General features: G+C 41.2%; 22 protein-coding genes and 1 tRNA gene. 12 read left to right on the top strand and 11 right to left on the bottom strand.

Features of this window, described 5'->3' with window-relative positions:
* The first annotated feature begins 88 nt into the window (after positions 1–88).
* Positions 89–1,444, top strand: coding sequence for a glycoside hydrolase family 43 protein (locus MED217_RS17370; RefSeq protein ID WP_009781872.1), 1,356 nt, complete (start codon positions 89–91; stop codon positions 1,442–1,444).
* On the opposite strand, the gene MED217_RS17365 is transcribed toward MED217_RS17370, so the two are convergent.
* The 3 genes from MED217_RS17365 to MED217_RS17355 are packed head-to-tail and all read right to left on the bottom strand — an operon-like array spanning position 1,441 to position 5,515.
* Positions 1,441–2,595 (bottom strand): lycopene cyclase family protein, encoded by a 1,155-nt coding sequence (locus tag MED217_RS17365; RefSeq protein WP_009781871.1) that lies wholly within the window; start codon positions 2,593–2,595, stop codon positions 1,441–1,443. The two genes, MED217_RS17370 and MED217_RS17365, sit on opposite strands and share 4 nt — an antisense overlap.
* A 42-nt stretch (positions 2,596–2,637) precedes the next feature.
* Complete coding sequence (locus MED217_RS17360) at positions 2,638–3,108, bottom strand: thioredoxin family protein (RefSeq protein WP_009781870.1); 471 nt, start codon at positions 3,106–3,108, stop codon at positions 2,638–2,640.
* Positions 3,109–3,160: 52 nt separating this feature from the next.
* Complete coding sequence (locus tag MED217_RS17355; protein WP_009781869.1) at positions 3,161–5,515, bottom strand: TonB-dependent receptor; 2,355 nt, start codon at positions 5,513–5,515, stop codon at positions 3,161–3,163.
* Between the two features lie 89 nt (positions 5,516–5,604).
* On the opposite strand from MED217_RS17355, the gene MED217_RS17350 reads away from it, so the two are divergent.
* Genes MED217_RS17350 through MED217_RS17340 form a run of 3 tightly spaced genes read left to right on the top strand, consistent with a single transcriptional unit; the run spans position 5,605 to position 7,592 of the window.
* Positions 5,605–6,255 (top strand): metal-dependent transcriptional regulator, encoded by a 651-nt coding sequence (locus tag MED217_RS17350; protein ID WP_009781868.1) that lies wholly within the window; start codon positions 5,605–5,607, stop codon positions 6,253–6,255.
* A 35-nt stretch (positions 6,256–6,290) separates the two neighbouring features.
* Positions 6,291–7,112, top strand: coding sequence for a ZIP family metal transporter (locus MED217_RS17345; RefSeq protein ID WP_009781867.1), 822 nt, complete (start codon positions 6,291–6,293; stop codon positions 7,110–7,112).
* A 48-nt stretch (positions 7,113–7,160) separates the two neighbouring features.
* Entirely contained in the window at positions 7,161–7,592 is a 432-nt protein-coding gene (locus MED217_RS17340) for a hypothetical protein (RefSeq protein WP_009781866.1), read from the top strand.
* Between the two features lies 1 nt (position 7,593).
* Here the strand turns inward: MED217_RS17340 and MED217_RS19155 are convergent, their stop codons facing one another.
* From MED217_RS19155 to MED217_RS17325, 4 genes are all read right to left on the bottom strand, one after another.
* Positions 7,594–7,734, bottom strand: coding sequence for a FeoB-associated Cys-rich membrane protein (locus MED217_RS19155; protein ID WP_195891569.1), 141 nt, complete (start codon positions 7,732–7,734; stop codon positions 7,594–7,596).
* A gap of 5 nt (positions 7,735–7,739) precedes the next feature.
* Positions 7,740–9,842, bottom strand: coding sequence for a ferrous iron transport protein B (gene feoB / locus MED217_RS17335; protein WP_009781865.1), 2,103 nt, complete (start codon positions 9,840–9,842; stop codon positions 7,740–7,742).
* Entirely contained in the window at positions 9,835–10,071 is a 237-nt protein-coding gene (locus tag MED217_RS17330) for a FeoA family protein (RefSeq protein WP_040533023.1), read from the bottom strand. The genes feoB and MED217_RS17330 overlap by 8 nt, the downstream gene beginning before the upstream one ends.
* 92 nt (positions 10,072–10,163) lie before the next feature.
* Positions 10,164–10,844: an SCO family protein gene (locus MED217_RS17325; RefSeq protein ID WP_009781863.1), complete on the bottom strand. Its 681-nt coding sequence runs from the start codon at positions 10,842–10,844 to the stop codon at positions 10,164–10,166.
* A 268-nt stretch (positions 10,845–11,112) separates the two neighbouring features.
* Here MED217_RS17325 and rseP point away from each other — a divergent pair, with 268 nt between their 5' ends.
* A complete protein-coding gene (gene rseP, locus MED217_RS17320) occupies positions 11,113–12,429 on the top strand; it encodes an RIP metalloprotease RseP (RefSeq protein ID WP_009781862.1) in 1,317 nt (438 codons plus the stop codon).
* Positions 12,430–12,607: 178 nt separating this feature from the next.
* Positions 12,608–12,681 (top strand) — tRNA-Asn (locus tag MED217_RS17315).
* Between the two features lie 77 nt (positions 12,682–12,758).
* Here MED217_RS17315 and MED217_RS17310 read toward each other — a convergent pair.
* Together MED217_RS17310 and MED217_RS17305 are read right to left on the bottom strand one after the other, a co-directional pair.
* Positions 12,759–14,096 carry a GntP family permease gene (locus MED217_RS17310; protein ID WP_009781861.1) on the bottom strand — a complete coding sequence of 446 codons (1,338 nt, stop codon included), beginning with the start codon at positions 14,094–14,096 and terminating at the stop codon, positions 12,759–12,761.
* Positions 14,097–14,098: 2 nt separating this feature from the next.
* Positions 14,099–15,226: a glycerate kinase gene (locus tag MED217_RS17305; RefSeq protein WP_009781860.1), complete on the bottom strand. Its 1,128-nt coding sequence runs from the start codon at positions 15,224–15,226 to the stop codon at positions 14,099–14,101.
* A 236-nt stretch (positions 15,227–15,462) separates the two neighbouring features.
* On the opposite strand from MED217_RS17305, the gene MED217_RS17300 reads away from it, so the two are divergent.
* From MED217_RS17300 to MED217_RS17290, 3 genes are read left to right on the top strand one after another with little or no spacing between them, the layout of a single operon-like run.
* Positions 15,463–15,852 (top strand): hypothetical protein, encoded by a 390-nt coding sequence (locus tag MED217_RS17300; protein WP_009781859.1) that lies wholly within the window; start codon positions 15,463–15,465, stop codon positions 15,850–15,852.
* Positions 15,849–16,049: a helix-turn-helix transcriptional regulator gene (locus MED217_RS17295; protein ID WP_009781858.1), complete on the top strand. Its 201-nt coding sequence runs from the start codon at positions 15,849–15,851 to the stop codon at positions 16,047–16,049. Before MED217_RS17300 ends, MED217_RS17295 begins: the two co-directional genes overlap by 4 nt.
* 3 nt (positions 16,050–16,052) lie before the next feature.
* Entirely contained in the window at positions 16,053–16,745 is a 693-nt protein-coding gene (locus MED217_RS17290) for a TVP38/TMEM64 family protein (RefSeq protein ID WP_009781857.1), read from the top strand.
* 23 nt (positions 16,746–16,768) lie between these two features.
* On the opposite strand, the gene MED217_RS17285 is transcribed toward MED217_RS17290, so the two are convergent.
* Positions 16,769–17,131: a hypothetical protein gene (locus MED217_RS17285; RefSeq protein WP_009781856.1), complete on the bottom strand. Its 363-nt coding sequence runs from the start codon at positions 17,129–17,131 to the stop codon at positions 16,769–16,771.
* Positions 17,132–17,282: 151 nt separating this feature from the next.
* Here MED217_RS17285 and MED217_RS17280 point away from each other — a divergent pair, with 151 nt between their 5' ends.
* From MED217_RS17280 to MED217_RS17270, 3 genes are all read left to right on the top strand, one after another.
* A complete protein-coding gene (locus MED217_RS17280) occupies positions 17,283–18,050 on the top strand; it encodes a lysophospholipid acyltransferase family protein (protein WP_009781855.1) in 768 nt (255 codons plus the stop codon).
* 2 nt (positions 18,051–18,052) lie between these two features.
* Positions 18,053–18,733: an HD domain-containing protein gene (locus MED217_RS17275; RefSeq protein ID WP_009781854.1), complete on the top strand. Its 681-nt coding sequence runs from the start codon at positions 18,053–18,055 to the stop codon at positions 18,731–18,733.
* 104 nt (positions 18,734–18,837) lie between these two features.
* On the top strand, positions 18,838–20,181 hold the full coding sequence (locus tag MED217_RS17270; RefSeq protein WP_154648977.1) for an arylsulfotransferase family protein: 1,344 nt from the start codon (positions 18,838–18,840) through the stop codon (positions 20,179–20,181).
* Between the two features lie 78 nt (positions 20,182–20,259).
* On the opposite strand, the gene MED217_RS17265 is transcribed toward MED217_RS17270, so the two are convergent.
* On the bottom strand, positions 20,260–22,506 hold the full coding sequence (locus MED217_RS17265) for an inorganic phosphate transporter (protein WP_009781852.1): 2,247 nt from the start codon (positions 22,504–22,506) through the stop codon (positions 20,260–20,262).
* Positions 22,507–22,723 lie beyond the last annotated feature (217 nt).

The raw sequence follows: 22,723 nt of genomic DNA, 5'->3' as shown, positions 1-22,723 counted from the left end.
AAGCAGTTTGAATAGTCTGTTCTTGTTTTTCATAAATAAGCTGTAAGTTAGAGGATTCAGAGAAATACAAAATTTGAGCCTTTTACTTATGAAGAATATATTTTTTGTGCTGTTTTTATTCGTTTTTGCTAGCGTTTTTGCGCAAAGCAAAGAAGAAGCAGCGATCATCAAGGTTTTAGAAAAAGAATCGGCTACGTGGCGTTCTGGTGATGTTGAGGGACACGCGAGCTGCTGGGCAATTAAACCTTACAGCCGTATTTTGATATCTACCGGCGACGGACAAGTGATCGATCTGGATCCTCAATTGATGATCAACCCGCCGGAAGGGATGATGGGCTCGGGAGGAACTTCGGTAAATTCAAATTATAAATTTTACATCAACGACAATGAGGCCTGGGTAAGTCACGATGAGCAATCAACCGCACCTGACGGAAGTATAAGTAAAACCGTAGAAATACGAATGCTCGAGAAAATAAAGGGCAGCTGGAAGCTTACCGGGCAGTCTATTCACGTAAAAAAAGACAGAACCCACTTAACAGCAATAGATTCCATACGGCTGAGCGATCCTTATATTTTGGCAGATGAAGTGACCCAAATGTATTATATGACGGGTACCGGTGGCAAGATGTGGAAAAGCAAAGACCTGGCCTATTGGGAAGGTCCGTTTGATGTTGTAGAGACCGATCCCGACTCCTGGATGGGACCCAAACCTATGATTTGGGCGGCAGAATTACATCAATACAAAGACAAGTATTACGATTTTGCCACTTTCACCAACAGGGCGGTGAAAATAGACACGGTCGACGGCAATGTGATCGAACGGCGCGCGAGTCACATTTTAGTTAGTGATTCGGCTTTTGGACCATACAAACCTATGGAAGACGAGACGTATTTGCCTGCAGATATGCCAACCTTAGACGGAACTTTTTGGGTAGACGAAGACGGGAAACCTTATATGGTGTATTGTTATGAATGGTTGCAAAATGGAAACGGAACCATAGAAAAAATTGAACTGAAACCTGATCTAAGCGGTTCGGTAGGGAATGGCGAATTGTTATTTAAAGCCAGCGCTTCTCCCTGGTCACGCGAAAAAGACAAAGACGGAAATGATAAACCTAATAAAGTTACTGACGGTCCATTCCTGTTTAAAACCGAAACCGGAAAACTAGGAATGTTGTGGACAAGCTGGATCTATAATGAGTACGTGCAAGGTGTTGCTTATTCTGAAAGTGGCACTTTAGACGGGCCGTGGATTCAGGAAAAGGATCCCATCACGCCCCGCAATTATGGCCATGGTATGTTGTTCAAAACTTTTGACGGCAAAACACTTATGGCAGCACACAGCCACGCGGTAGTTAATGGGAAGTATCACAGAGTTCCGCATTTATTTGAGGTAGACCTTTCGGGAGATAAACTTAAGGTTGTCGCGCCGTATAAACCTTAATGTTTTGTAAAACCCAAAAATGATTTGATAAACTCTTTTTTGGGCATACTTAAGATTATGTTCAAATCGTCTTTGAGACTGCTTTCCCCATCTAGAAATCTAAAAATTGAAGCAACATCATTTTTTTGAAACATACGTGTGAAAAGATCAGCGCCCATTTCGTTTCTGCGATATAGAACATCGAGAAAAATTGAGTCATACCAGCGGTAGCGATCGGCTATTTTAAACTGGGAAAAGTCGGTTTCTGTTTTTAAAAAATCAATTAGTTGTTCGGTACGTTTTAAGGTGTATGTAAAGGTGTAACCAGTGCTTCCGCGGGTCCAGCCGCCGGCTGTACCTATGTGTAACACATTTTGAGTGTTGTGTTGTTCAAAAGGATACGCGGTCATCGGGATGCTGCCTTGCTCTGTTGCCGTTATTTGATATTCTGAAGCCCCCAAGGCATCCATATAATCTTCAATAGCTGCTTCATATTCGGTTTTAGGAAGTAAGTTTTCAGAAAAAAGCGTGTATTCTACCAAGGCTTTATTTTTCGCCGTAGGCAAAACATATATAAAGCGCGTGTTACCTTTTTGAGGTATTGAGAAATCCATAAACGTAGCCACTTCCGGTTCAAAAATGGACTCTTGAGTACATACTTCCCAACCTATAAAATGCTGTTGTAAAACGGGATATCGATTTTGATCGGTAAGTCTTTCCACAGGAAGAATACTGGTAAACATTTTTGCCGCTGTGTATCGGGCCGCTTGTGTTTGCACCACAACCGAGGTTGGAGTTTCTATATGTGAAATATAGGTTTCCGTTTTAAAAACAATGTTTTTTGAAGACTGAAGCTTTTCAAAAAGAAATTGGTAAAAGTCGAGTCCTTCAATTTTGTTGTAGGTGTAGTTGGTAAGGGGAATTTCAGCATCAAATCCTGTGCTTTTAAAACAAATGTTGCTCCATTTTTTTGAAATAATAGAATCCCACTCCCTCGTGTTTTCACTCCAAAAACACCAGGTGCGATCGTTCTTTGTTTTGTCTGACTTATCAAGAATTAAAACTGATTTATCCTTGAAAAAAGCATCCTGACTCATGCGATACGCCAGCATCAAGCCCGAAAGTCCGGCGCCGAGCATGATATAGTCAAAGTGATTTGAAGCAAATTCCATCTGTGTTTAAAACTAGGATTAAAAAAGCGTCCCGGCAACGGTCTATTGGTTTAAATACTTCAATAATTCTTCTGAAGTGTAATATTCAAATACACGACTCTTCACTTTGAATTGCTCATCAAAAAATAAAGTAACCGGTAAGGAGAATGCGTAGTTTTCTCTTGAGCCTAATAGCGCCGCCAGTTGATGCACTGCATTGCGCTGCGTTTTTGCAAGCGGATTAGTAAACAACGTTCCATCAAAAGAGATGGTGTCTGTAGTTTCTGCATTCATTCTGACCGCGTAGAAATCCTGATTGATTTTTTTTATTACTTCGGGCTTTGTGAAAACGACACGGTCAATTTTTTTGCAATACGCGCACCAATCGGCGTAGAAAAATATCAAGGTTTTCTTGGGTTTTTTAGCTAAAGCAGACTCTAATTGCTCCCAGCTTAACCAATTGATTTGTTGATCGCTCTTTTGAGCAATAAGGCTTCCGCAAGAAAGGAATAGAAAAAAGATTAATTGTTTCATAATAATCCATTTTGCCGGTGCGGCCCGCACTTTTTGCCAGTGCGGCCCGCACTTAGAAGTCGCCGAAGCGTATTCCGAAGAAAAAGGTACGCGGACGATTAGGACCATAGATGTAATCTGAATCTCTAAGCGGTCCTTGATCAAAATCGTTTTGATAGCTGTTAAACACATTTTGAACGCCCGTGCTCAACTCTACGTGAAACGTATCTTTCACGTCAAGATGATAGGTGAGTTTGGGAGTGACATCAATAAAATCGGGTGTTTTTTCAAGGAGCATAAAACCGCTATCACTTATGATGTGCGGTGCGATCATACTGCCGGTATAACTCGCAGTGAGATCCAGTTTAAAGGCTTCACTCATTACCCAGTTGGCATTTAAAAAGCCGTAAAGATTGGGGGAGCGGGTAAATTCTGAAATGATAACATCGCTTTCTCCGGGAACAGTTCCGTCGCTTTCAAAAAGCACCTGACCTTCTTTATAAATTGATTTTTGGAAGGTCATTCCGGCTTGAAAATACAAGTCTTGACTGGGGGAGACGGTAAGTTCAATATTAGTGCCGGCGACATAGGCACCGCTTCCGTTACGGGATTCATCAAGAATGGCACCGTTGGGTAGTGAAGCCCCGGTGCTTACCAAAGTGAACGGGTTTTGCAAGGTGGTATAAAAGCCTTCGAGTAATAGTGCGGTTTGTGTTTTATTGAAGTCTTTAGTGAAATTTAACGAGGCGGTGTACGCATTAGAAAACTCACTTTCCAGGTCATCGCTCAGAATCGCAAAGCGCTGCTCGCCACCCACAGAACTGATGTGTAAGTCTTCGTTAAATGCTTGCGGCGCTCGAAATCCGCGTGCATAGCCTCCTCTAAATTGTAAATCCTCTGTAATGTCAAAAAGCAGCGTAATGCGCGGACTCAAAACGGTCTCTGAAACTTGAGAACGGCGCTCGATATCTTGAATGCTATAAAAGCCATCTACCGAAATATGATCGAGCCTTGCCCCAAGTAAGGTCGTGAACGCTTCAATAGGTTTCCACTCGTACTGACTGTAAAGTCCGACACTGTTCACACGCTGATCAACAATGCGATTATAACCGGGAATGGCATCTTCGGTATCATTCAATTGGTATTCCAGTCCGCTGGTTAAAACATCATCGTTAGCAAATGTATAACTGAATTTTGCTCCTGAAACCAACGCGAGATCTTTGGTGTTTCCGAAGGCATTGTTGGCGGCGACAGAATCTGCTGCTGTTCTTCCGCCTCCCAAACCGCCGTAATAGCTGGCGCGATCAGTATGTTGTATAGAAGCATAGGCTGTAAAATTAATGGTACGCTCGTCATTGTATAATTCATAATCTGCCCCGGCAAAGAAGGTGTTATGATCGAGTTCTTCGGTAATGTCTGTGAATTGAGGTGCGAGATCTACGCGGTCACCACCGCGACGGTATTCTTTGATAGCAGTAAGGTCTAAACCTATTTTGCTGTTATCGTTAGGGCGGTAAAAGGCTTTTGTACCAAAAGAATGATTGGTGAGTTTGGTGATTTCGCTAAAACCATCACCATTCGCGTCATAGGTGTTACGATCGCGGTACATTCCAAAAAGGGTAACACCGGTGGTAAGATCTTCACTTACGATCGAGGTGTTGAGATTAAGGCTACGGTCTGCCGTTTTTCCATCGATGAGTGCCAGATTGCTGTTCACTTCCCAGCTGTTGTTGACCGGTTCTTTAGTAATGATATTTACGGTTCCTGCTATTGCATTGGAGCCAAAAAGCGCCGAGCCGCCACTGCGCACTACTTCTACACGATCTATGATACTTACGGGAATTTGCTCGAGACCGTAAACGCCGTTGAGTGCGCTAAACACCGGTCTGCTGTTGACCAAAATCTGCGTGTATTGCCCTTCAAGACCGTTAAGGCGCACTTGTGTAAAGCCACAATTTTGGCAGTTGGTTTCTACCCGAACGCCGGGTTGGTAATTCAAGCCATCGGCAAGCGAGATCGACTGTGTGGCTTTAAAAAGTTTAGGGCTAAGCACTTTAACAATAACCGGAGCTTCTTTTTTACTGATGCGATTACGCGTAGCGCTCACCACAACTTCTTCCAGACCTAAAAGATCTTCCTGAAGCGTGATCTTTAAAACTGAATTTTTATAAGCCGAAGGCGTGACCGTTTGGCGTTGGGTTTTAAAACCTACTGCCTGAACGATCAAAGTCACTGGTTCCTGCTGTAGTTGCAGCTGAAAGTTTCCGTCTTCATTTGCAGAAGCACCCGTTGTAGTTCCGCTTACGAGAATAGTTGCAAACGGAATGGGATTGGTTCCGTCTGAAACGCTTCCTGAAAGCATCACGTGTTCTTGTGCTTTTAAGAAGAAAGGACAAAGAAGCAAAATAAATACGTACTTAACAGACATTTAAGGTTTTTAAAAATTAAAGTTTAGGCAAACCTAAAAAATATATTTGATAAATTTGGTGTATTATTGTGGTATAATTAAAAAGCAGTATGACTTTTTCTGAAGAAAACTATTTAAAATCGATATATACGTTACAAAAAGAGCATCCTAAAGGAGTGAGTACTAATGTGTTGTCGAAGTATCTTGACACAAAACCGGCTTCAGCAACTGAAATGATCAAAAAGCTGGATGAGAAGGGGTTAGTACATTATCAGCCGTATCAAGGTGTTATTTTAAAAGATTCCGGAGCGGTTTCCGCATTAAAAGTGATTCGTAAACATCGTTTGTGGGAAACTTTTTTGGCTAATAAACTCGATTTCAGTTGGGACGAGATTCACGATGTCGCCGAGCAGTTGGAGCATATCAAATCGGATAAACTGATTCGGGAATTGGATAAATTTTTAGGTTATCCCAAGCACGACCCGCACGGAGATCCCATTCCTGATGAAGCAGGTAACATTGCAAAGCTAGAGAAGAAACGCGTGTCGCAATTGCAACCGGGGGATACAGGTACGTGTATTGGCGTAAACGATACTTCCTCCTCGTTTCTTCAGTTTTTAGATCAGCAAAATATACGTCTGGGCAGTGTTCTTGAGATCGTTAACATTCAAGAGTTTGATAAAAGTATGACCGTGCGCATAGATGATCGCGAACTCTTACTTTCCCAAATCGCTACAGAACATATTTATGTGCGCATTTAAATTAACCAACTTCACTATTTAGAATTGTAAATCCTATGAATGATATAATCAACTATTTTGAAACTTTGGACCCGGTTTTAGGAGCGTTTTACGCGACACTCTTTACCTGGGGTGTGACTGCTTTAGGAGCTGCGCTCGTGTTCTTTTTTAAAGGAATGAACAGGGCATTATTTGATGCTATGTTGGGATTTGCCGGCGGTGTGATGGTCGCGGCAAGTTTCTGGAGTTTGCTTGCGCCCGGTATTGAAATGAGTCCGGGTGATGGGTTTGTTAAAGTGATTCCTGCAGCGGTGGGCTTTGCTTTAGGAGCTGCATTTTTATTTGGTCTTGACAAGGTTTTGCCGCATTTACATGTCAATTTTAAAGAGGAAGATAAGGAAGGAATTAGGAGTCCTTGGCACAAATCGGTACTGCTTACGCTGGCGATCACGCTGCATAACATCCCAGAAGGTTTAGCTGTGGGTGTTTTGTTTGGAGGTGTGGCGGCAGGATTTGACGGCGCAACTATTGGAGGTGCCGTGGCTCTGGCAATAGGTATAGGTTTACAAAATTTTCCCGAAGGTTTTGCGGTGGCGATGCCCTTACGCCGACAAGGATTCAGCAGGTGGAAAAGTTTTAATTATGGGCAGCTTTCGGCAATTGTAGAGCCTATTGCAGCGGTCGTAGGCGCCTATGCGGTGATGACGTTTCAGCCTATTTTACCTTATGCGCTTGCTTTTGCAGCAGGGGCGATGATCTTTGTAGTGGTCGAAGAAGTAGTTCCCGAAACCCAACAAGGAAATCATACCGATATTGCAACGATGGGCTTCATAGGTGGCTTTATCTTGATGATGACGCTTGATGTAGGGTTAGGATAATTTGCAACAGATTGAAATAAATACGTCTTTATAGTAAACGCATTATTTATGAAAACCGTCGTATTTATTTTAATCAGCCTCATAAGCTTTACCGTCTCTGCCCAAATTAGCATCAAAAAACAAGACAGCATTTTTGCTGAAGAACCGGTTAAAGTACCGCAAATAGTAGTGAAAGTTCCGTTTGGGGAACGGGTTACTTTTGGTGATGTTGAAATCGAACTTACAAAAGTGATCGACTCACGGTGCCCAAAAAATACAACCTGTGTTTGGGCAGGCGAAGTAGTGGTAGAAGCTTCGATCTTTAAAGATGGAAAACCTATTGAAACCCGAAAAGTGAATTTGAACAGTCCGGCAAAAACGCTTTTTAATTCTTCAGCTCAAGAATTGATGGGGCATTCTGTTTCACCTTATCCCGACGTATCTCAGCCAAAAATCAAGCAGGAAGATTATGTGCTTAATGTGGTTTGGAGTCTTTTTTAACTTAATGACAACCGCAGTTATCGCTTCCGCAGGATTTATCATTAGATTTTCCGCCTAGAAAGGCCGGCTTCCAGATGTATTTGGTTACCAGATATCCTACGGCAAAAAGAAAGATCAATACGACTAAAATATTCTGTATCATAACTTTTAAATTATAAGTTGATAAGCAACTAGTGCTACAACGTAAGCAAAACCACTCATAACTACAAGTTGTAGTATCGGCCACTTCCAGGTGTTGGTTTCGCGTTTAACAATCGCGAGTGTACTCATACACTGCATGGCAAAGGCATAAAACAGCAGCAGGGAAATCCCGCTGGCAAGATTGAATAAAGGTCCGCCAAGAATAGGATTGACCTCACCTGCCATTCGGTTTTTAATGGTTTCCTCTTCATCGCTTCCCACACTGTAAATGGTTGCGAGCGTTCCCACAAATACCTCACGTGCCGCAAAAGAACTCACAATAGCTATACCAATCTTCCAGTCGTAACCTAAAGGTTGCACAACCGGCTCGATGGCTTTACCCATATAACCTATGTAACTATACTCGAGCTTTTCTGAAGCAATATGTTTGTCTAGTTCGCTTTCAGGAAACTCGCCGGCTTCCATTCGCGCGATGCTGTTTTCTTCAGCATTAGAAAAAGCGTCGCCCGGCCCGTTAGAGGCTAAAACCCACAGTACGATAGAGATCGCTAGAATTATTTTTCCGGCACCAACGACAAATGATTTTGTTTTTTCGATGACATTATAGGCTACGTTTTTGAATAACGGCAACTTATAATTGGGCATTTCAATAACAAAAAAAGTACGGCTCTTTATTTTTAAAATTCGGTCTAAAATCCAAGCCGAAAGAATGGCAGTTCCAAAACCGATGAGGTACAAGAGCATCAACACTAAACTTTGCAGATTGAAGATGTACAACACACGCTCGTCAGGGATCACAAGCGAAATGATAATAAGATATACCGGTAAACGCGCGCTACAGGTCGTAAATGGCGTAACCAAAATCGTGATAAGACGTTCTTTCCAGTTCTCAATATTTCGGGTGGCCATAATCGCAGGAATGGCGCAGGCAGTTCCCGAAACGAGAGGCACAACGCTTTTTCCGCTAAGACCAAAACGACGCATAATACGGTCCATCAAAAAGACCACACGACTCATATAACCGCTTTCTTCGAGTAACGAAATGAATAAAAATAAAAAGGCAATCTGCGGAATAAAGATCACAATACCGCCAAGACCCGGGATGATTCCTTCAGAGATCAAATTGGTAAAAGCACCTGGAGGCATCGTGTTGCGCACCCATTCACCCATCGCGGCAAAACCTTCATCGATCAAATCCATAGGATAAGAAGACCAGTCGTAAATCGCCTGAAAAATAAGGAGTAAGATGGCAAAGAAAATGAGGTAACCCCACACCTTATGCGTAAGCACACGATCTAAGCGGCTGCGTAAATCTTTGGCCGCCAGATGATCTATGCTTAAGGTTTCTTTTAAAACACCGTTGATAAATTGATAGCGTACGATGGTTTCTTTTTGCTGAAGCCGCTTAAGATTTGATTTACTTTCGGTTTGAAATGTGCTGATGCTTTGCATCTCATTTCTGTCGAGTTTACCAAAATTCACATCTTGGGTGATCACCAACCACAGTTTATACAAATCTTGCTTTGGGAAAGCTTTGCGCAAACGGTCAAAATATTCCGGAGCGATCACCGAAGCGTTTACACAAGGTTCTACAGAAAGATTTTTGTAATTGCCAATGAGTTCTTTCAGCTTATCAAAACCGGTATTCTTACGCGAACTTACCAGCGCAATTTTGGTTTCTAGGCGCTCCTCAAGTTTTTCAATATCAAGACTTATGGCTTTACGCTCCATACGATCGGCCATATTGATAACCAGAATCGTGGGGATGTGTAAATCTTTGATCTGGGTAAAGAGGAGTAGATTCCGTTTAAGATTTTCTACATCAGAAACTACAACAGCAACATCAGGATAGTCTTTGTCGTTTTTATTGAGAAGCAGTTCAATGACCACATTCTCGTCAAGCGAACTTGCATTAAGGCTGTAGGTTCCCGGAAGGTCAAGAATGTGCGCTTTAACTCCGCGTGGCAGTTTGCAAATACCTTCTTTCTTTTCAACAGTAATTCCCGGGTAGTTTCCTACCTGTTGTTTAAGACCGGTCAACTGGTTAAAAACCGAAGTTTTACCGGTGTTAGGATTTCCTATAAGGGCTACATTGAGCTGTTTACTCATGAGTGAGCTTTTCTACAGTGATATGACTCGCAGTCTCTTTACGTATGGCAAGATGGCTGCCGTTAATATTGAGGTACATCGGGTCTTTAAAAGGCGCGATTTGTACCAGTTCTACTTCGTTGCCGGGAAGGCAACCCATTTCTAAAAGCTTTAGAGGAACCATGTTTAAGGTAAACTCTACAATAATGGCTTTCTCGCCGCGCTTCAAAAGATCTAAGGAAGTAGTCAATTTATTTAGATTGAATTTAAACAAGGCAAAAGTAAACGAAAACCAACAGATGCGAAAAGATTTTAGCTACAAACTGCCTTAAAACCGAAGGTTTAAGAGTTTTCGTCACCTTCAATCGCTTTTAGAATAGCAATATCTTCTAAAAGATCTTCAATAGCTTCAGGATTGGTACCGTCATAATAGCCGCGAATGCGTTTTTTAGAATCGATGAGCATAAAATTTTCGGTATGAATCATATCATATTTACCGCCATCGCCCTGAGTTTTTACAGCGAGGTAGCTCTTTCTGGCAAGGTCATAAATCTCTTTTTTAGGACCGGTTACAAGATTCCATTTGGAGTCATTCACGCCCTTTTCTAAAGCATAACGTTTAAGCTGAGCAACAGTGTCGGTTGCAGGGATCACCGTATGCGAGAGCAATTTAACCGAAGGATCATCTTTCAACTTTTCCTGAATTTGAACCATATGCTCGGTCATAATCGGGCAAATGGTCTGGCAGGTGGTAAAGAAAAAATCGGCTACATAAATCCCGGGATAATCATCCTGAGTGATGGTTTCTCCATTTTGATTTACCAATTCAAAATCGGCTATTTTATGGTATTTTTTTACAAACTGAACCGTGCTGTCTACAAGCGTATTATCTACCATAGTTGGTTGATAGATCGGAAGACTGGGCGCCGGTTGCATTAAGGTGTAAAAGGTGTAAAGTATAACTGCGGAAAGAATCGCCATCACGATGGCAAACTTTTTGTATTTAGCAAAAAACTGAAGCATAACGCGTGTTTTATGACTGCAAAATTACGGTCTGAAACCTCGGTAACAAAGCCGGAAGCCTTTAATCTTTGCGATTTAACCAAAGCGGTGTGACGCAAAGTTTTGAATGCGGAAGTAAAAGGTTACTTTTGTGCACTTTTTAATCGTGGTGCGATCATCATAAGTTAAACTACCCTTAGGTAGAATTACTGATGATAAGCTCCTGTTGAAAGTTGTTTTTGCTACTAATAAGGCGGTGGTTAGTTGCCACTAGTTAGATAAATTTTTTATGGATCCATTTTTTGTAAAAGGAGCTCAGTTGTTTTTGAGCCTTTCACTATTAATAGTACTTCACGAGTTTGGGCATTTTATTCCTGCCCGTCTTTTTAAAATACGCGTAGAAAAATTCTTCCTCTTTTTTGATGTTAAGTTTTCGCTTTTCAAAAAGAAAATAGGCGAGACCGTTTATGGGATAGGTTGGCTTCCGCTTGGAGGTTATGTGAAGATCGCCGGGATGATCGATGAGAGTATGGATAAGGAAGCGATGGCACAAGAGCCTAAGGAGTGGGAATTCCGCTCAAAACCGGCCTGGCAGCGTCTTATTGTGATGATTGGTGGGGTAACCGTAAATATCATTCTTGGTTTTTTTATCTACATAATGATCATTGCCTATTACGGTAATCCGGTGGTAGGGCCTGAGCAAATGCCTGACGGAATTGAGGTTTCTGAAGGATTTAAAGAATACGGTTTTAGAGACGGAGATCAGATTCTGGCGGTTAATGGAGCGCCTTACGAAAATAATCTGGCGATCAATCGCGATATGATGTTGCGCGATGTGAATACAATTACTGTAGCGCACACTGACGGAAGCGAAGAAACGATCACTATTCCGGAAGATATCGGGACCAAAATGTTTCAGTCTGGAGAGACCGATGCCCTGGCGCCACTTATTAAACCGGTGTTGGATAGTGTGGTTGCAGAATCTGCTGCCGCAAAAGCCGGACTAAAAAAAGGAGACGTACTTACGCAAATCAATGATAAATCGATCGTTTCCTGGACCGATTTTAAAGCGCGTAAAGAAGAGGGCGTTACCGAGTATGCCGTGACCTATTCTCGTGATGGGCAACTGGCAAACACTACCGTAACCTTAGATGATGACGGAAATTTTGGGGTGTATCCTAAAGCCAATTACAAATCAAAAGTGGTTAAATATTCTTTTGGAGAAAGTATTGCTAAGGGAATCAATCACGGGTATTGGAAGTTGCACGACTACGTGGCACAGTTTAAATATGTGTTTACTAAAAAGGGTGCGTCTCAAGTAGGTGGTTTTGGTGCGATCGCGGGATTGTTTCCAGATACCTGGAACTGGTTATCATTTTGGGAAACCACGGCTTTTATTTCGATCATACTCGCGTTTATGAATATTCTACCAATTCCTGCTTTAGATGGTGGGCACGTGATGTTCTTATTGTATGAGATTATCACCGGAAGAAAGCCGAGCGATAAATTTCTAGAGTATGCACAGATGATAGGGTTCTTCTTGCTAATTGCCTTAGTATTATACGCTAACGGAAATGACATTTACCGCTGGATTACCGGTAGCTAAGCCAAAAAATACGACGATAAAAAATCTATCAAATATTTTTTAAAATTAGTTTTGTGGGTTTAAATAGTTGTGTATATTTGCATCCGCTTTCAGCAAATAAGCGAAGCGTTCTTTAAGGCACAACAAAAACAGAAGTATTGCGATACCCTGTGTGACTTTAAAAATTGAAAGATTAAATTCCTCCTTAGCTCAGTTGGTTAGAGCATTTGACTGTTAATCAAAGGGTCCTTGGTTCGAGCCCAAGAGGGGGAGCAAAATTAAGCCTTAACTACTTGTAGTTGAGGCTTTTTTGTTTGTAGATGGTTTGTTTAGTACCACAATCTTATCCATTAAAAGGCCGAATACACGCTATACGTACAAAACAGAATAACAAACCCCACGACTCCTTGAAGCAAGGTGCCTAAGGTGTGTTTGCGGTAGGCTTCTTTTACCGGCATTTCTCCCAGTTGACTTACGATCCAGAAATACGAATCATTAGCGTGCGATACGGTGAGAGATCCTGCTCCGATGGCTAGAATTACCCATACTTTGCCCAGTTCAGAATCAAAACCTAATGCAGGAAGCAACGGCAGCATTATAGAGCTTATGGTGATGATCGCGACGGTAGAAGAACCTTGAGCCGATTTGAGTAAAGCGGCCAATATAAAAGGAATCGCCAAGCCCAATCCATTACTAAAAGATTCTAAATTGATCCCTTCGGTAAGATTTGCGGTTTGAATAACGGTTCCCAAAGCGCCACCCATCGCTGTAATCAAGAGAATAGGAGCAGCTTGCTCCATTCCTTTTTTAATAATTTCAGAAATATCTCGTTGTTGTTTTTTACAGATGCTGAAGGCAACTAATACACCGGCTAGAAGGGCAATGGCAGGATCTCCCAGAAATAGAAGTATATCGATGAATAGATTGGAACCTTCAAAAAACAGAGGGATGATTGAAGCTGCTGCCATTAGTACAATAGGAAGTGCCAAAGGCCAAATGGCTGCTGAAAATGAAGGAAGATCGGTGTTTTGATCAAAATAGGTTTCCAAATTGTTGCGATCAAATGCATCGTGCTGATTGCTTTTTCTGAAGAAATAATACGAGAAAAAGGCACCGATAAGCATCAGTACAAGACCAAAAATTCCGCCTGCTAAAAGCAACAGGTATAAATTTTCGAGCTGAAGATTGCCCGCAGCTGCCAAAGGTCCCGGAGTTGGTGGCACCAATACGTGAGCCGAAAACAATCCGGTGGAAAGCGCAACTGTTAAGGCGTTACGTCTGGCGGTATTGTTGAGCGCTAGTTTTTTGGTTAACGGAGCTAAAATAACAAAAGCGGCATCACAAAAAACCGGGATCGAAACGAGATAGCCCAAAGCACTTATGACAAAAGGTAAGGGTAAAATGGTGAGTTTTTTAATGATGCCTTTAGCAATGGCAGTTGTGGCATTGGTAGTTTCTAGCGCCACGCCAATCCACGCGCCAAAAAGAATCAGCAGTCCTATATTTTTAAACATTGCGCCAAAACCCGTGCTTATCGTTTCCGGGATTTCTTCTAATGGGATCTGAAGAAGAAAGGCCAGGCCTAAGGCGCTAATAAGCAATACGAAAAAGGGATGCCAGCGCAGGTAGCTTGTGCCCACGATGATCCAAATAACAACAAGTAAAATATAGAGTAGATCGAGGCCCATAGTTATAGTTGTGTTTTTAAATGGTGTGCAACCGCATTTTTAAGCAACTCAAAAGCATTGGTCTTTGCGTATTCCAAAGCCATCGTTTCTGTTTTAATGGCAATGGCTTTAGTGATTCCGGCGGCAGTTAAAACATTTTGATCTGCCTGAACGCTTCCGGCAAAGAGGTAAAGCGGTTTATTGTGCTTACGAGCCAATTCTGCGAGTTTGAAGGGCACTTTACCGTACTGACTTTGGTTATCGGTTTTTCCTTCTCCTGTGATGATCAAATCGGCTTGTTTTACGCGTTCTTCTAAGTTTGCCAATTTGCTGAGTAATTCAAAGCCGGGTTCAAGTTTGCTGTTGAAGAAGCCGTACATTCCGGCGGCTGTTCCTCCTGCAGCGCCACCACCGGCAATGCTTGTAATCGTTCTTCCTGTTTTTTGCTGAATGATTTGCGCTAGATGTTCGGCGCCTTTTTCTAGGGCTGTGACCTGCGCCGGAGTAGCACCTTTTTGCGGTGCATAAATAGTTGCTGCCCCCGTTGCTCCAAGTAGCAAGTTAGAAACATCACAGGCGACCGTAAGTTGTGCCGATTCGAGCTCGGGTATGAGGTGGTCAAAATCTAAACCAGCTACAGTCCCCAAATGCTCCCCGCGGGCCTGAATAGCATTTTCTGCGTGGTCTAAAAGTTTTCCGCCTAAAGCGGTAAAAATGCCTGTTGCGACATCATTAGTTGCGCTTCCGCCTATTCCCAATAGGATGTTTTTAAACCCATTTTCTAAGGCATGCTTCAGCTGTAATCCGGTGCCAAAGGTTGATGTGAGCATCGGATTCTTTTCTGCATCTTTTAAAAGCGCGATTCCCGATGCTTGAGACAATTCGATCCAGGCAGTTTTTCCATCCTCAAAACCGTAATAAGATGCGCTTATAGAGCGACCCAGAGGATCCTGAGCATCACAAGCAATCGTGCTTCCCAGATTTAACGCTTCAAAAAGTTCAAAAGCACCTTCGCCGCCGTCAGAAAAAGGCAACTGGTCTATTTGCAGCTTGGGATTTATCGTTTGGAGTCCTTCAGCAATAGCCCTACAAACTTGCGTTGCGGTAAGACTTTCTTTAAAAGAATCTGGAGCAATTAGAATTCTAGGCATGATAAGGCGATAGGGTTAGTTGTAGAAATTTAGCGTTTTTATTGGCGCCGCCAAAGGGTTTAATTCTCCGAGGCTTGCCCTGAAGTAGTTAGCTGGCACCGCCAAAGCGTATAATACCCAGATATTTGGCTCAAGGTAGTTTACTGAAATAAAAAATAAATGTAAAGTTTGCTTTACATTTAAAATATTACTTATCTTTGTCAAGTAAACTTTACATTAATCAAAAATCAAATAGTATGAATTCAAAATTAATCACATCAAGAAACCGGTTGGCAAAATGGTCTATGGCTTGGGTCGCCACTACTGCCTTAGTCACCTTTGGTTCTCAATTTTTATGGGAATCTCAAATTATTACAGGCTTAGCGATAATTTTAAGTCTTGCAGTAGGCGTGGGAATGGTGATGGCCAATCGTAAGTTTGTGAATGACGGTGATGAGTTGCAGCGCAAAATACAGTTAGAATCTATGGCATTGACATTGGGGCTTGCAGTGGTAGGTGGTATTGCATACTCCCAGTTAGACACTACAAACCTGATAAAACAGGATGCCGAAATAAGCTTTTTGGTGCTTTTTATGGGGATTACTTACATCCTTTGTGTATTCTTTAATGCGCGCAAGTACTCATGAAAAACAATATAAAAGAATTACGAGCGGCGTTAAAAATGACACAAAGTGACTTGGCGCAACAAATTGAGGTGTCACGGCAAACGGTGAATGCCATAGAAAAAGGTAAATTTGATCCCAGCTTACCTACAGCTTTTCGGTTGGCAGCGGTTTTTAACTGCAGTATAGAAGAGCTGTTTGTTTATGAATCTGAATCTTAATTCATGCGCGATAAAATCCTAAAGCATCTACCCAAAATCTTATCTGTACTCCTGTTAGCAGGATTGGTTCTGGCCTATTTTTTTATTCCGGAGGCGCAACAATTTTTTGATGAAGCCTGGAAGGTTTTATCTGGTGGCGACGAGCAAGAAATCAAGAATTGGATAGCTTCTTTTGGATGGGCAGGGCCTGTGGTGTTGATCCTGGCAATGATCGTACAAATGTTTTTGATCGTAATTCCTTCGGTTGCACTTATGGTCGTTTGTATTCTGGCTTATGGTCCGGTTTGGGGAAGTTTGCTCGTGGCATTAGCGATAAGCTGCGCCTCAACCGTTGGTTACTTTTTAGGTAGAAAATTAGGCGATGGGGTAGTTAAAAATTTGGTAGGTTCTTCAACCGAAGATAAACTTGAAGATTTTTTAAACGACTACGGGTTTTGGGCAATTGCAATCACACGTCTCAATCCGTTTTTATCTAATGATGCGATAAGCTTTGTAGGCGGTATTTTGAAAATGAATTACCTAAAATTCTTGGGAGCAACACTCGCCGGGATCGCACCGCTCACGCTTTTTATTGCCATTATGGGTGAAAGTTCAGACGGGTTAGAAAATGGGTTGCTCTGGGGGTCTATAGTGAGTGTGATTATTTTTGCACTGTATGTCTATTGGTCTAAAAGGCGAAAGAAAAGCAAAAAATAAATCCTGGTCTTAAGGCTAAAAATTCACCATAGCTTGATGAAAACGACTATAGCTAGTATCATTAGGTTATAAAATAGAAATTCTGAAAGAAGATAACCGGTAAAAAATCCTCTGAATCTTCCGGTATGCTGATTGGTGCCTTTAGGTGTTTCGACATAAAACGATTCAAAAGGCCAAAAACCATCTTGATCCTGCAAAAATTCCCCAACTTGTAACAACGAAGATTTAGTACCGGTCTCCTTATCTGTAAATAAAAATATTTCAAAAGTTGTACTTTCAGAAATAGCTTCAATTTTCGGGCTAAATTCAAAATAATTCACTCCATAGGCTATACAATTGAGTAATAGCAACACCACTGTAAGTCTTATTTTGTGAATTTTTCTCAAGTACTATTATTTTGTATCAAATGTATTAGCAAGACAAATACTGTATAAGGGGATTTTCCCCCAAATGACATTTTATTTTTTAAAGTGAGCGGTTGATTAAATTTGCAGGCTCACGGCTATGTGTTTTCTTTGCCAATAAGTTTATAAGTTCATGAGAAAGTTTTTTGCCTATCCCTTAAGCGTGATTTTTTATCTGGCTTTTGGTTTGACGATCGTAATATTTCATCCTGTACAATGGGTGTGCTATAATTGGTTTGGATATCAGGCGCATAAAAAAAGTGTAGACTATTTAAATTTCAGCATTTTAAAATGCTTGAACTTGCTGGGTACACGGTTTACTTTTGAAAACCCACATACGATTACGCGTGATCAACCTATTATCATTGTTGCCAATCATCAGGGACAATGGGATATTTCACCTATAATTTGGTATTTACGACGTTTACATCCCAAATTCATAAGTAAAATTGAATTGGGTAAAGGTATTCCCAGTATCTCGTATAATTTGAGAAAAGGTGGTTCGGCATTGATTGATCGCAAGGATAAGCGGCAATCTATTATGGCGATACGCGATCTTACTAAAACCTTGAATAAGACCAATCGCTCTGTGGTGATTTTTCCTGAAGGGACCCGTAGTAAAGATGGCATTCCTAAGCAATTTGCCACCGGCGGACTTATAACCTTATTTAAATTTATGCCTACGGCTATTATCGTGCCGGTTACCATCAACAATTCTTGGAAGCTGATGCGTTGGGGTGGTTTTCCTCAGGATATTGGAGTGCACGTAAAGCATACCGTTCACGAGCCGATCCCGGTTGCCGGGAATGATCCTGAAGAACTTGTAAAACGCGTACAGGATATCGTATTGGCCGATTTTCCTAGTGTTAAAGCGCATACGCGAAAATCAAAACTGATTTAAAAATGACCGAATCGTTAAAGCTAAACAAGTCTGATCTTCTCCTGATCGAAAAGACCAGCGCTTATGTAAAGAAGACTCTAGAAGAAGCCGAAGGAGGTCACGACTGGTTTCATACCTTGAGGGTGTACAAAAACGCTTTAAATATCGCTAAAGGCGAGACGGAAGCAGATGTAGTAGTAGTTTCTTTAGGCGCTCTGCTTCACGATATAGCAGATTCAAAGTTTTATAAGGGAGACGAGCAAATAGGTCCTAAAATGGCGCGTGAATTTTTACAATCTCAAAATGTTGCTTTTTCACGCCTAGAAGCTGTAGTGAAAATCGTCGCTAATGTTTCATATCGTGGCGGAAATCCTAAATCAGACTATTCAAGTATAGAACTCAAGATCGTACAGGACGCAGATCGTTTGGACGCAATAGGCGCTATTGGTATTGCCAGAACCTTCAATTACGGTGGCTTTAAAAACCGAAAACTATACAATCCTGCAATTCCTCCAAAACCCGATATGACTGCCGAAGAATATAAAAAGTCTGAGGCGCCTACCATCAATCATTTTTATGAGAAATTACTCTTGTTAAAAGATAAAATGCATACTGAAACTGCCCGTCAAATTGCTCAGGTACGTCACCAGTTTATGCTAGATTTTCTCGAGCAATTTTACGCAGAATGGGAAGGGAAAAAATAGCTTTTTTCAATAAGTATTTCGTTTTCAATAGTTTCAAACGTTTTTTGTCTATTTTAGAAGCGGCAATTGGCGCATAATGTGCCATTCTTCAATCAAAAAATGTTATGAGAAAAATTATCCTATGCCTTTGTTGGCTAAGTCTTTCTGTGGCCTGTTCCGAGGACAATCCTAATTTTGAAGAGGTCGAAAAAGAAAAACCAGAAGAAAATCTTCCTGAAGAACCAGAAGAACCAGAAGAACCCGAGGAGCCAGAAGAACCACAAAGTGAGTACGAGATCGCCGGCGAAGTAGAGCTATATAATGAGAGTTTGGCTGGCGACGGTTATGTACTCGTGAATGACGTAGGTTTTAACAGGGTGTATTTGATCAACAAGGACAAAGCTGAAATACGCCATGAGTGGGAACTTGAACGCGGAATAGGTAACGACGCTGAGTTGATTGAAAATTCAGAATTGCTCGTTAGTTTAATAGCGGATGACGTTTCTTTTAGTTTTGGAGGATATGGTGGTGTAGTGCAATTGGTAAACCCTGATAATTCAGTAAAATGGAGTTATATAGTAGCTACAGCATTTGAATTAGGGCATCACGATGTAGAGCGCTTACCCAATGGTAATATTCTGGTCTTAATTTGGGAAGGAAGGCCGCTTGATGAAGCGCAAGAAAGCTTTGGCTATGCCTATCAGGATGATGTGATTTATGCCGAAAAGCTTATAGAAATCAATCCTAATACAAACGAGATCGTATGGCAATGGAGTTCGTGGGATCATACCATACAAGATCTAAATCAAGACAAGCCGAATTTTGGAACAATCGCAGAACATCCGCAGTTGATAGATCTCAATTATCGGGATCCCTTGCGCGAGGCAGATAGCTTTAATGGCGATATTATGCACGCTAACGGGATTGCCTACGATGAAGAGCACGACCTTGTTTTTATGAGCGTCAATTTTTATAGCGAAGTATGGGTCATAGATCATAATACAACCACAGAAGAAGCTTCGGGTACTGCGGGTGATTTAGTCTATAGATTTGGTAATCCCGGAGCTTATAACAACACTGCAGGTGAGCGTTCCTTTTTCTATAATCACGGCGTAAATATGGTTCCGGAGTCTAATAATGTGATGGTTTATGCTAACGGCGGACTAGGAGGTGTTACACAATCTGTCGTTTATGAATTGCAACAACCGGCAAACTATGAGTTAAAAGCGGAAAGCGACAACGAACTTCAGGTGGTATGGAGTTTTACTGATGAAGATTTATTTGCGCCAAGAGTTTCTGGAGCCTATCGCATGAGTAATGGTAATACGCTCATCACCGAAGGAGATTATGGCTGTTGGGAGGTAACGCAAGACAAAGAAGTCGTTTGGAAATATGAAGGAACAGGTTTTACGTGGAGAGCTTATCCTTATGATAAGGATGATGAATTGTTAGAAGCCTTTGAATTGTAGTCTAAGTAAATAAAAAAAGCCCCTTGAAAATCTAATTTTCAAGGGGCTTTTTAGTTGTGCAGTTTTTAAAAGCTATCGCTATTGCATATGTTTCTTATGCTCGATATAATAATGCTCTAAGAGATTCATGGTTGCTTTAATGAGATCTTCAGTTTCTTGAAGAATGCTGAAGTAAAGCATAGTGTTTTTAGGACTAGAATCTGCACTGCGTGTACGTTCTACCTGCTTTTCAATTTTTTGAGAAACACTGTCAAGCAAATTTTGTTTTTCTTCAAGTATAGAAAGAAGATCATCAAAATTTTTGGCATTGAAGGTGTCTTCGATTTTAGAGAACAATTTCTCTAATTTTTCTTCTATTTCCTTAAGGTCTTTAAGCTGTGTAAACTTAAGTCCCTTATGGTTGTTGTTGAGGTGATTGTAGCTTGAGGTGGTAACAAAATCTATAGACTGCGTCACATCTTGTAAATAACCTAAAACATCAATATAAAAACGGCTCGCTTGAACGTGAGTTTCATCAAGATTTTTGATGAAGTAGTATAAGCTGTTACGCAACTCTTCAACTTCTGTATTGAGTTTGGCAATTCCTTTTTTACTCTTTTTCAGTTTACCAAGGTCAACTTTTGCAAGACCTTCTATGGTTCCTGCATATACTTTGCTTCCGCGTTTGAATGCTGAAGCAACATTGGTGGTACTTTCATTTATAATTCCCTGAATTGAATTACTCACCGCGCGCATAAGTCGGCCTTCTTCTGCTTCGGCTTCAGAGCGTTTTTTATGATTCATATAATTACGAACCAAAATAGCTACTGCAGCAGCAAAAAGTAAGAATAAAGCAATGCTTCCGCCTTTGTATAAAATAAAAGCCATTATCGCTGCGGCGGTAAATGCACTAAGCGCGGTCATAAACCAGCCTCCAATAACATTAAGAACCCCGGCAACACGGTAAACGGCACTCTCGCTTCCCCAGGCACGGTCTGCAAGCGAACTACCCATAGCCACCATAAATGTCACATAAGTTGTAGAAAGCGGTAATTTAAGCGAAGTAGCTACCGAAATAAGTACACTGGCAATCATCAGGTTTACCGAAGCACGTACCAAGTCGAAAGCCGGCATATCTATGGTTGCAACTCTTGAAGTAACTTTAGGTTTTGCAAAGCGTTTTTCGATCATTTTCTTAGCAGAATCTGGCAATACAGACATAAGACCTGCATTTACTTTCATTGCACTGCGTACGAGTGCACGCGATCCTGCATTTGCTTTAAAACGTTCTTGACCTTCGTCTTGACGGGATAGATCAACTGATGTTTTTACAACACGACGGGCTTTTTTAGAAAACCAAAGCGTTAGGATCATCACTAGACCTGCTGCAAGTAGTAAAAATGGCTGTGTGGGTACTTTTTCAGCAAGAGACTCCATAGTGAAGGTTGTTGCCGGTTCGCCACTTGCAAGCCAAATTTCATAAGAATTATAGGCAGCCATCGGAACCCCGATAAAGTTTACCAGGTCATTGCCGGCAAAAGCCATGGCAAGCGCAAACGTACCTACGACGATAACCATGATATAAACATTCAGTTTAAATGCTTTGATAAGGATATATGAAATAATGAACCAAGCGATAAAGCTTAAGCCGATAAAAGACATAACATTTGCATTGGCCCAGTCTAAGAATTCGCCTTGAACAAAATCTGCACTTTTAAGCCCTTTAATAATAATGAAGTAACTAATCGCAGCGGTCGCGATACCACTGAATGCTGCTGCATTCCAAGTTGGGCGTTTTGCAAAATTGAAGGTTAAAAGCAAGCGTGTAACAAACTGAACGAGGGCACCTACTGTAAAGGCAATAGCCACCGAAAGCAAAATACCCACGATAATCTCTATCGCTTTGTCAGAATTGATGTATTCACCTAGGTGCAATAACGTATCTGAGTTGCCTGATAGCTTGATGAAGGTCATGCAAAATGCCGCTCCAAGAAGTTCAAATACAATAGAAACCGTAGTAGAAGTAGGTAATCCCAGCGTGTTGAAAAAGTCCAGCAGTAAAATATCGGTAATCATGACTGCCATGAAGATGATCATGATCTCGTCAAAATAGAACTTTTCTGGAACGAAAATCCCTTTACGGGCAACTTCCATCATTCCGCTAGAAGAGAGGGCTCCAAAAGCGATACCAATACTTGCGACGATCATAATGGTTTTAAAACTTACCGCTTTAGAACCTATCGCCGAGTTTAAGAAATTAACTGCATCATTGCTTACGCCAACAACCAAATCTGCAATGGCGAGAATGGCCAGAGCGATAAGCATAATCAAGTATATATTATCCATAAAAGGGTCTGTCGTTTAAATGTGCAAATTTGAAATTTATTTTAAAGTTGAATGTTATGCAAAGGTTATAAGTATAGCTAGAAATGCTGTCGAAGATGCGGTATAAGGGTTAAAAAAACTAGAAAAAAGCTTGATTTTACGTTAAAATTAAAATTCAAGTAACTGAAAATAAGTTTATTATAATTTTAATGTTAACTCAATGTTACGTAAATGTTTC

The sequence above is a fragment of the Leeuwenhoekiella blandensis MED217 genome, assembly GCF_000152985.1.
Classification (GTDB): domain Bacteria; phylum Bacteroidota; class Bacteroidia; order Flavobacteriales; family Flavobacteriaceae; genus Leeuwenhoekiella; species Leeuwenhoekiella blandensis.
The sequence above is the reverse complement of the archived record's forward strand: the minus strand, read 5'-3'. Positions and strand labels throughout refer to the sequence as shown.

Coding starts and splice junctions, on each gene's coding strand:
- MED217_RS17290 (WP_009781857.1), top strand. CDS start 16,053: ATGCGCGATAAAATCCTAAAGCATCTACCCAAAATCTTATCTGTACTC.
- MED217_RS17280 (WP_009781855.1), top strand. CDS start 17,283: ATGAGAAAGTTTTTTGCCTATCCCTTAAGCGTGATTTTTTATCTGGCT.
- rseP (WP_009781862.1), top strand. CDS start 11,113: ATGGATCCATTTTTTGTAAAAGGAGCTCAGTTGTTTTTGAGCCTTTCA.
- MED217_RS19155 (WP_195891569.1), bottom strand. CDS start 7,734: ATGATACAGAATATTTTAGTCGTATTGATCTTTCTTTTTGCCGTAGGA.
- MED217_RS17270 (WP_154648977.1), top strand. CDS start 18,838: ATGAGAAAAATTATCCTATGCCTTTGTTGGCTAAGTCTTTCTGTGGCC.
- MED217_RS17340 (WP_009781866.1), top strand. CDS start 7,161: ATGAAAACCGTCGTATTTATTTTAATCAGCCTCATAAGCTTTACCGTC.
- MED217_RS17300 (WP_009781859.1), top strand. CDS start 15,463: ATGAATTCAAAATTAATCACATCAAGAAACCGGTTGGCAAAATGGTCT.
- MED217_RS17365 (WP_009781871.1), bottom strand. CDS start 2,595: ATGGAATTTGCTTCAAATCACTTTGACTATATCATGCTCGGCGCCGGA.
- MED217_RS17345 (WP_009781867.1), top strand. CDS start 6,291: ATGAATGATATAATCAACTATTTTGAAACTTTGGACCCGGTTTTAGGA.
- MED217_RS17265 (WP_009781852.1), bottom strand. CDS start 22,506: ATGGATAATATATACTTGATTATGCTTATCGCTCTGGCCATTCTCGCC.
- feoB (WP_009781865.1), bottom strand. CDS start 9,842: ATGAGTAAACAGCTCAATGTAGCCCTTATAGGAAATCCTAACACCGGT.
- MED217_RS17305 (WP_009781860.1), bottom strand. CDS start 15,226: ATGCCTAGAATTCTAATTGCTCCAGATTCTTTTAAAGAAAGTCTTACC.
- MED217_RS17295 (WP_009781858.1), top strand. CDS start 15,849: ATGAAAAACAATATAAAAGAATTACGAGCGGCGTTAAAAATGACACAA.
- MED217_RS17350 (WP_009781868.1), top strand. CDS start 5,605: ATGACTTTTTCTGAAGAAAACTATTTAAAATCGATATATACGTTACAA.
- MED217_RS17275 (WP_009781854.1), top strand. CDS start 18,053: ATGACCGAATCGTTAAAGCTAAACAAGTCTGATCTTCTCCTGATCGAA.
- MED217_RS17370 (WP_009781872.1), top strand. CDS start 89: ATGAAGAATATATTTTTTGTGCTGTTTTTATTCGTTTTTGCTAGCGTT.
- MED217_RS17310 (WP_009781861.1), bottom strand. CDS start 14,096: ATGGGCCTCGATCTACTCTATATTTTACTTGTTGTTATTTGGATCATC.
- MED217_RS17355 (WP_009781869.1), bottom strand. CDS start 5,515: ATGTCTGTTAAGTACGTATTTATTTTGCTTCTTTGTCCTTTCTTCTTA.
- MED217_RS17360 (WP_009781870.1), bottom strand. CDS start 3,108: ATGAAACAATTAATCTTTTTTCTATTCCTTTCTTGCGGAAGCCTTATT.
- MED217_RS17325 (WP_009781863.1), bottom strand. CDS start 10,844: ATGCTTCAGTTTTTTGCTAAATACAAAAAGTTTGCCATCGTGATGGCG.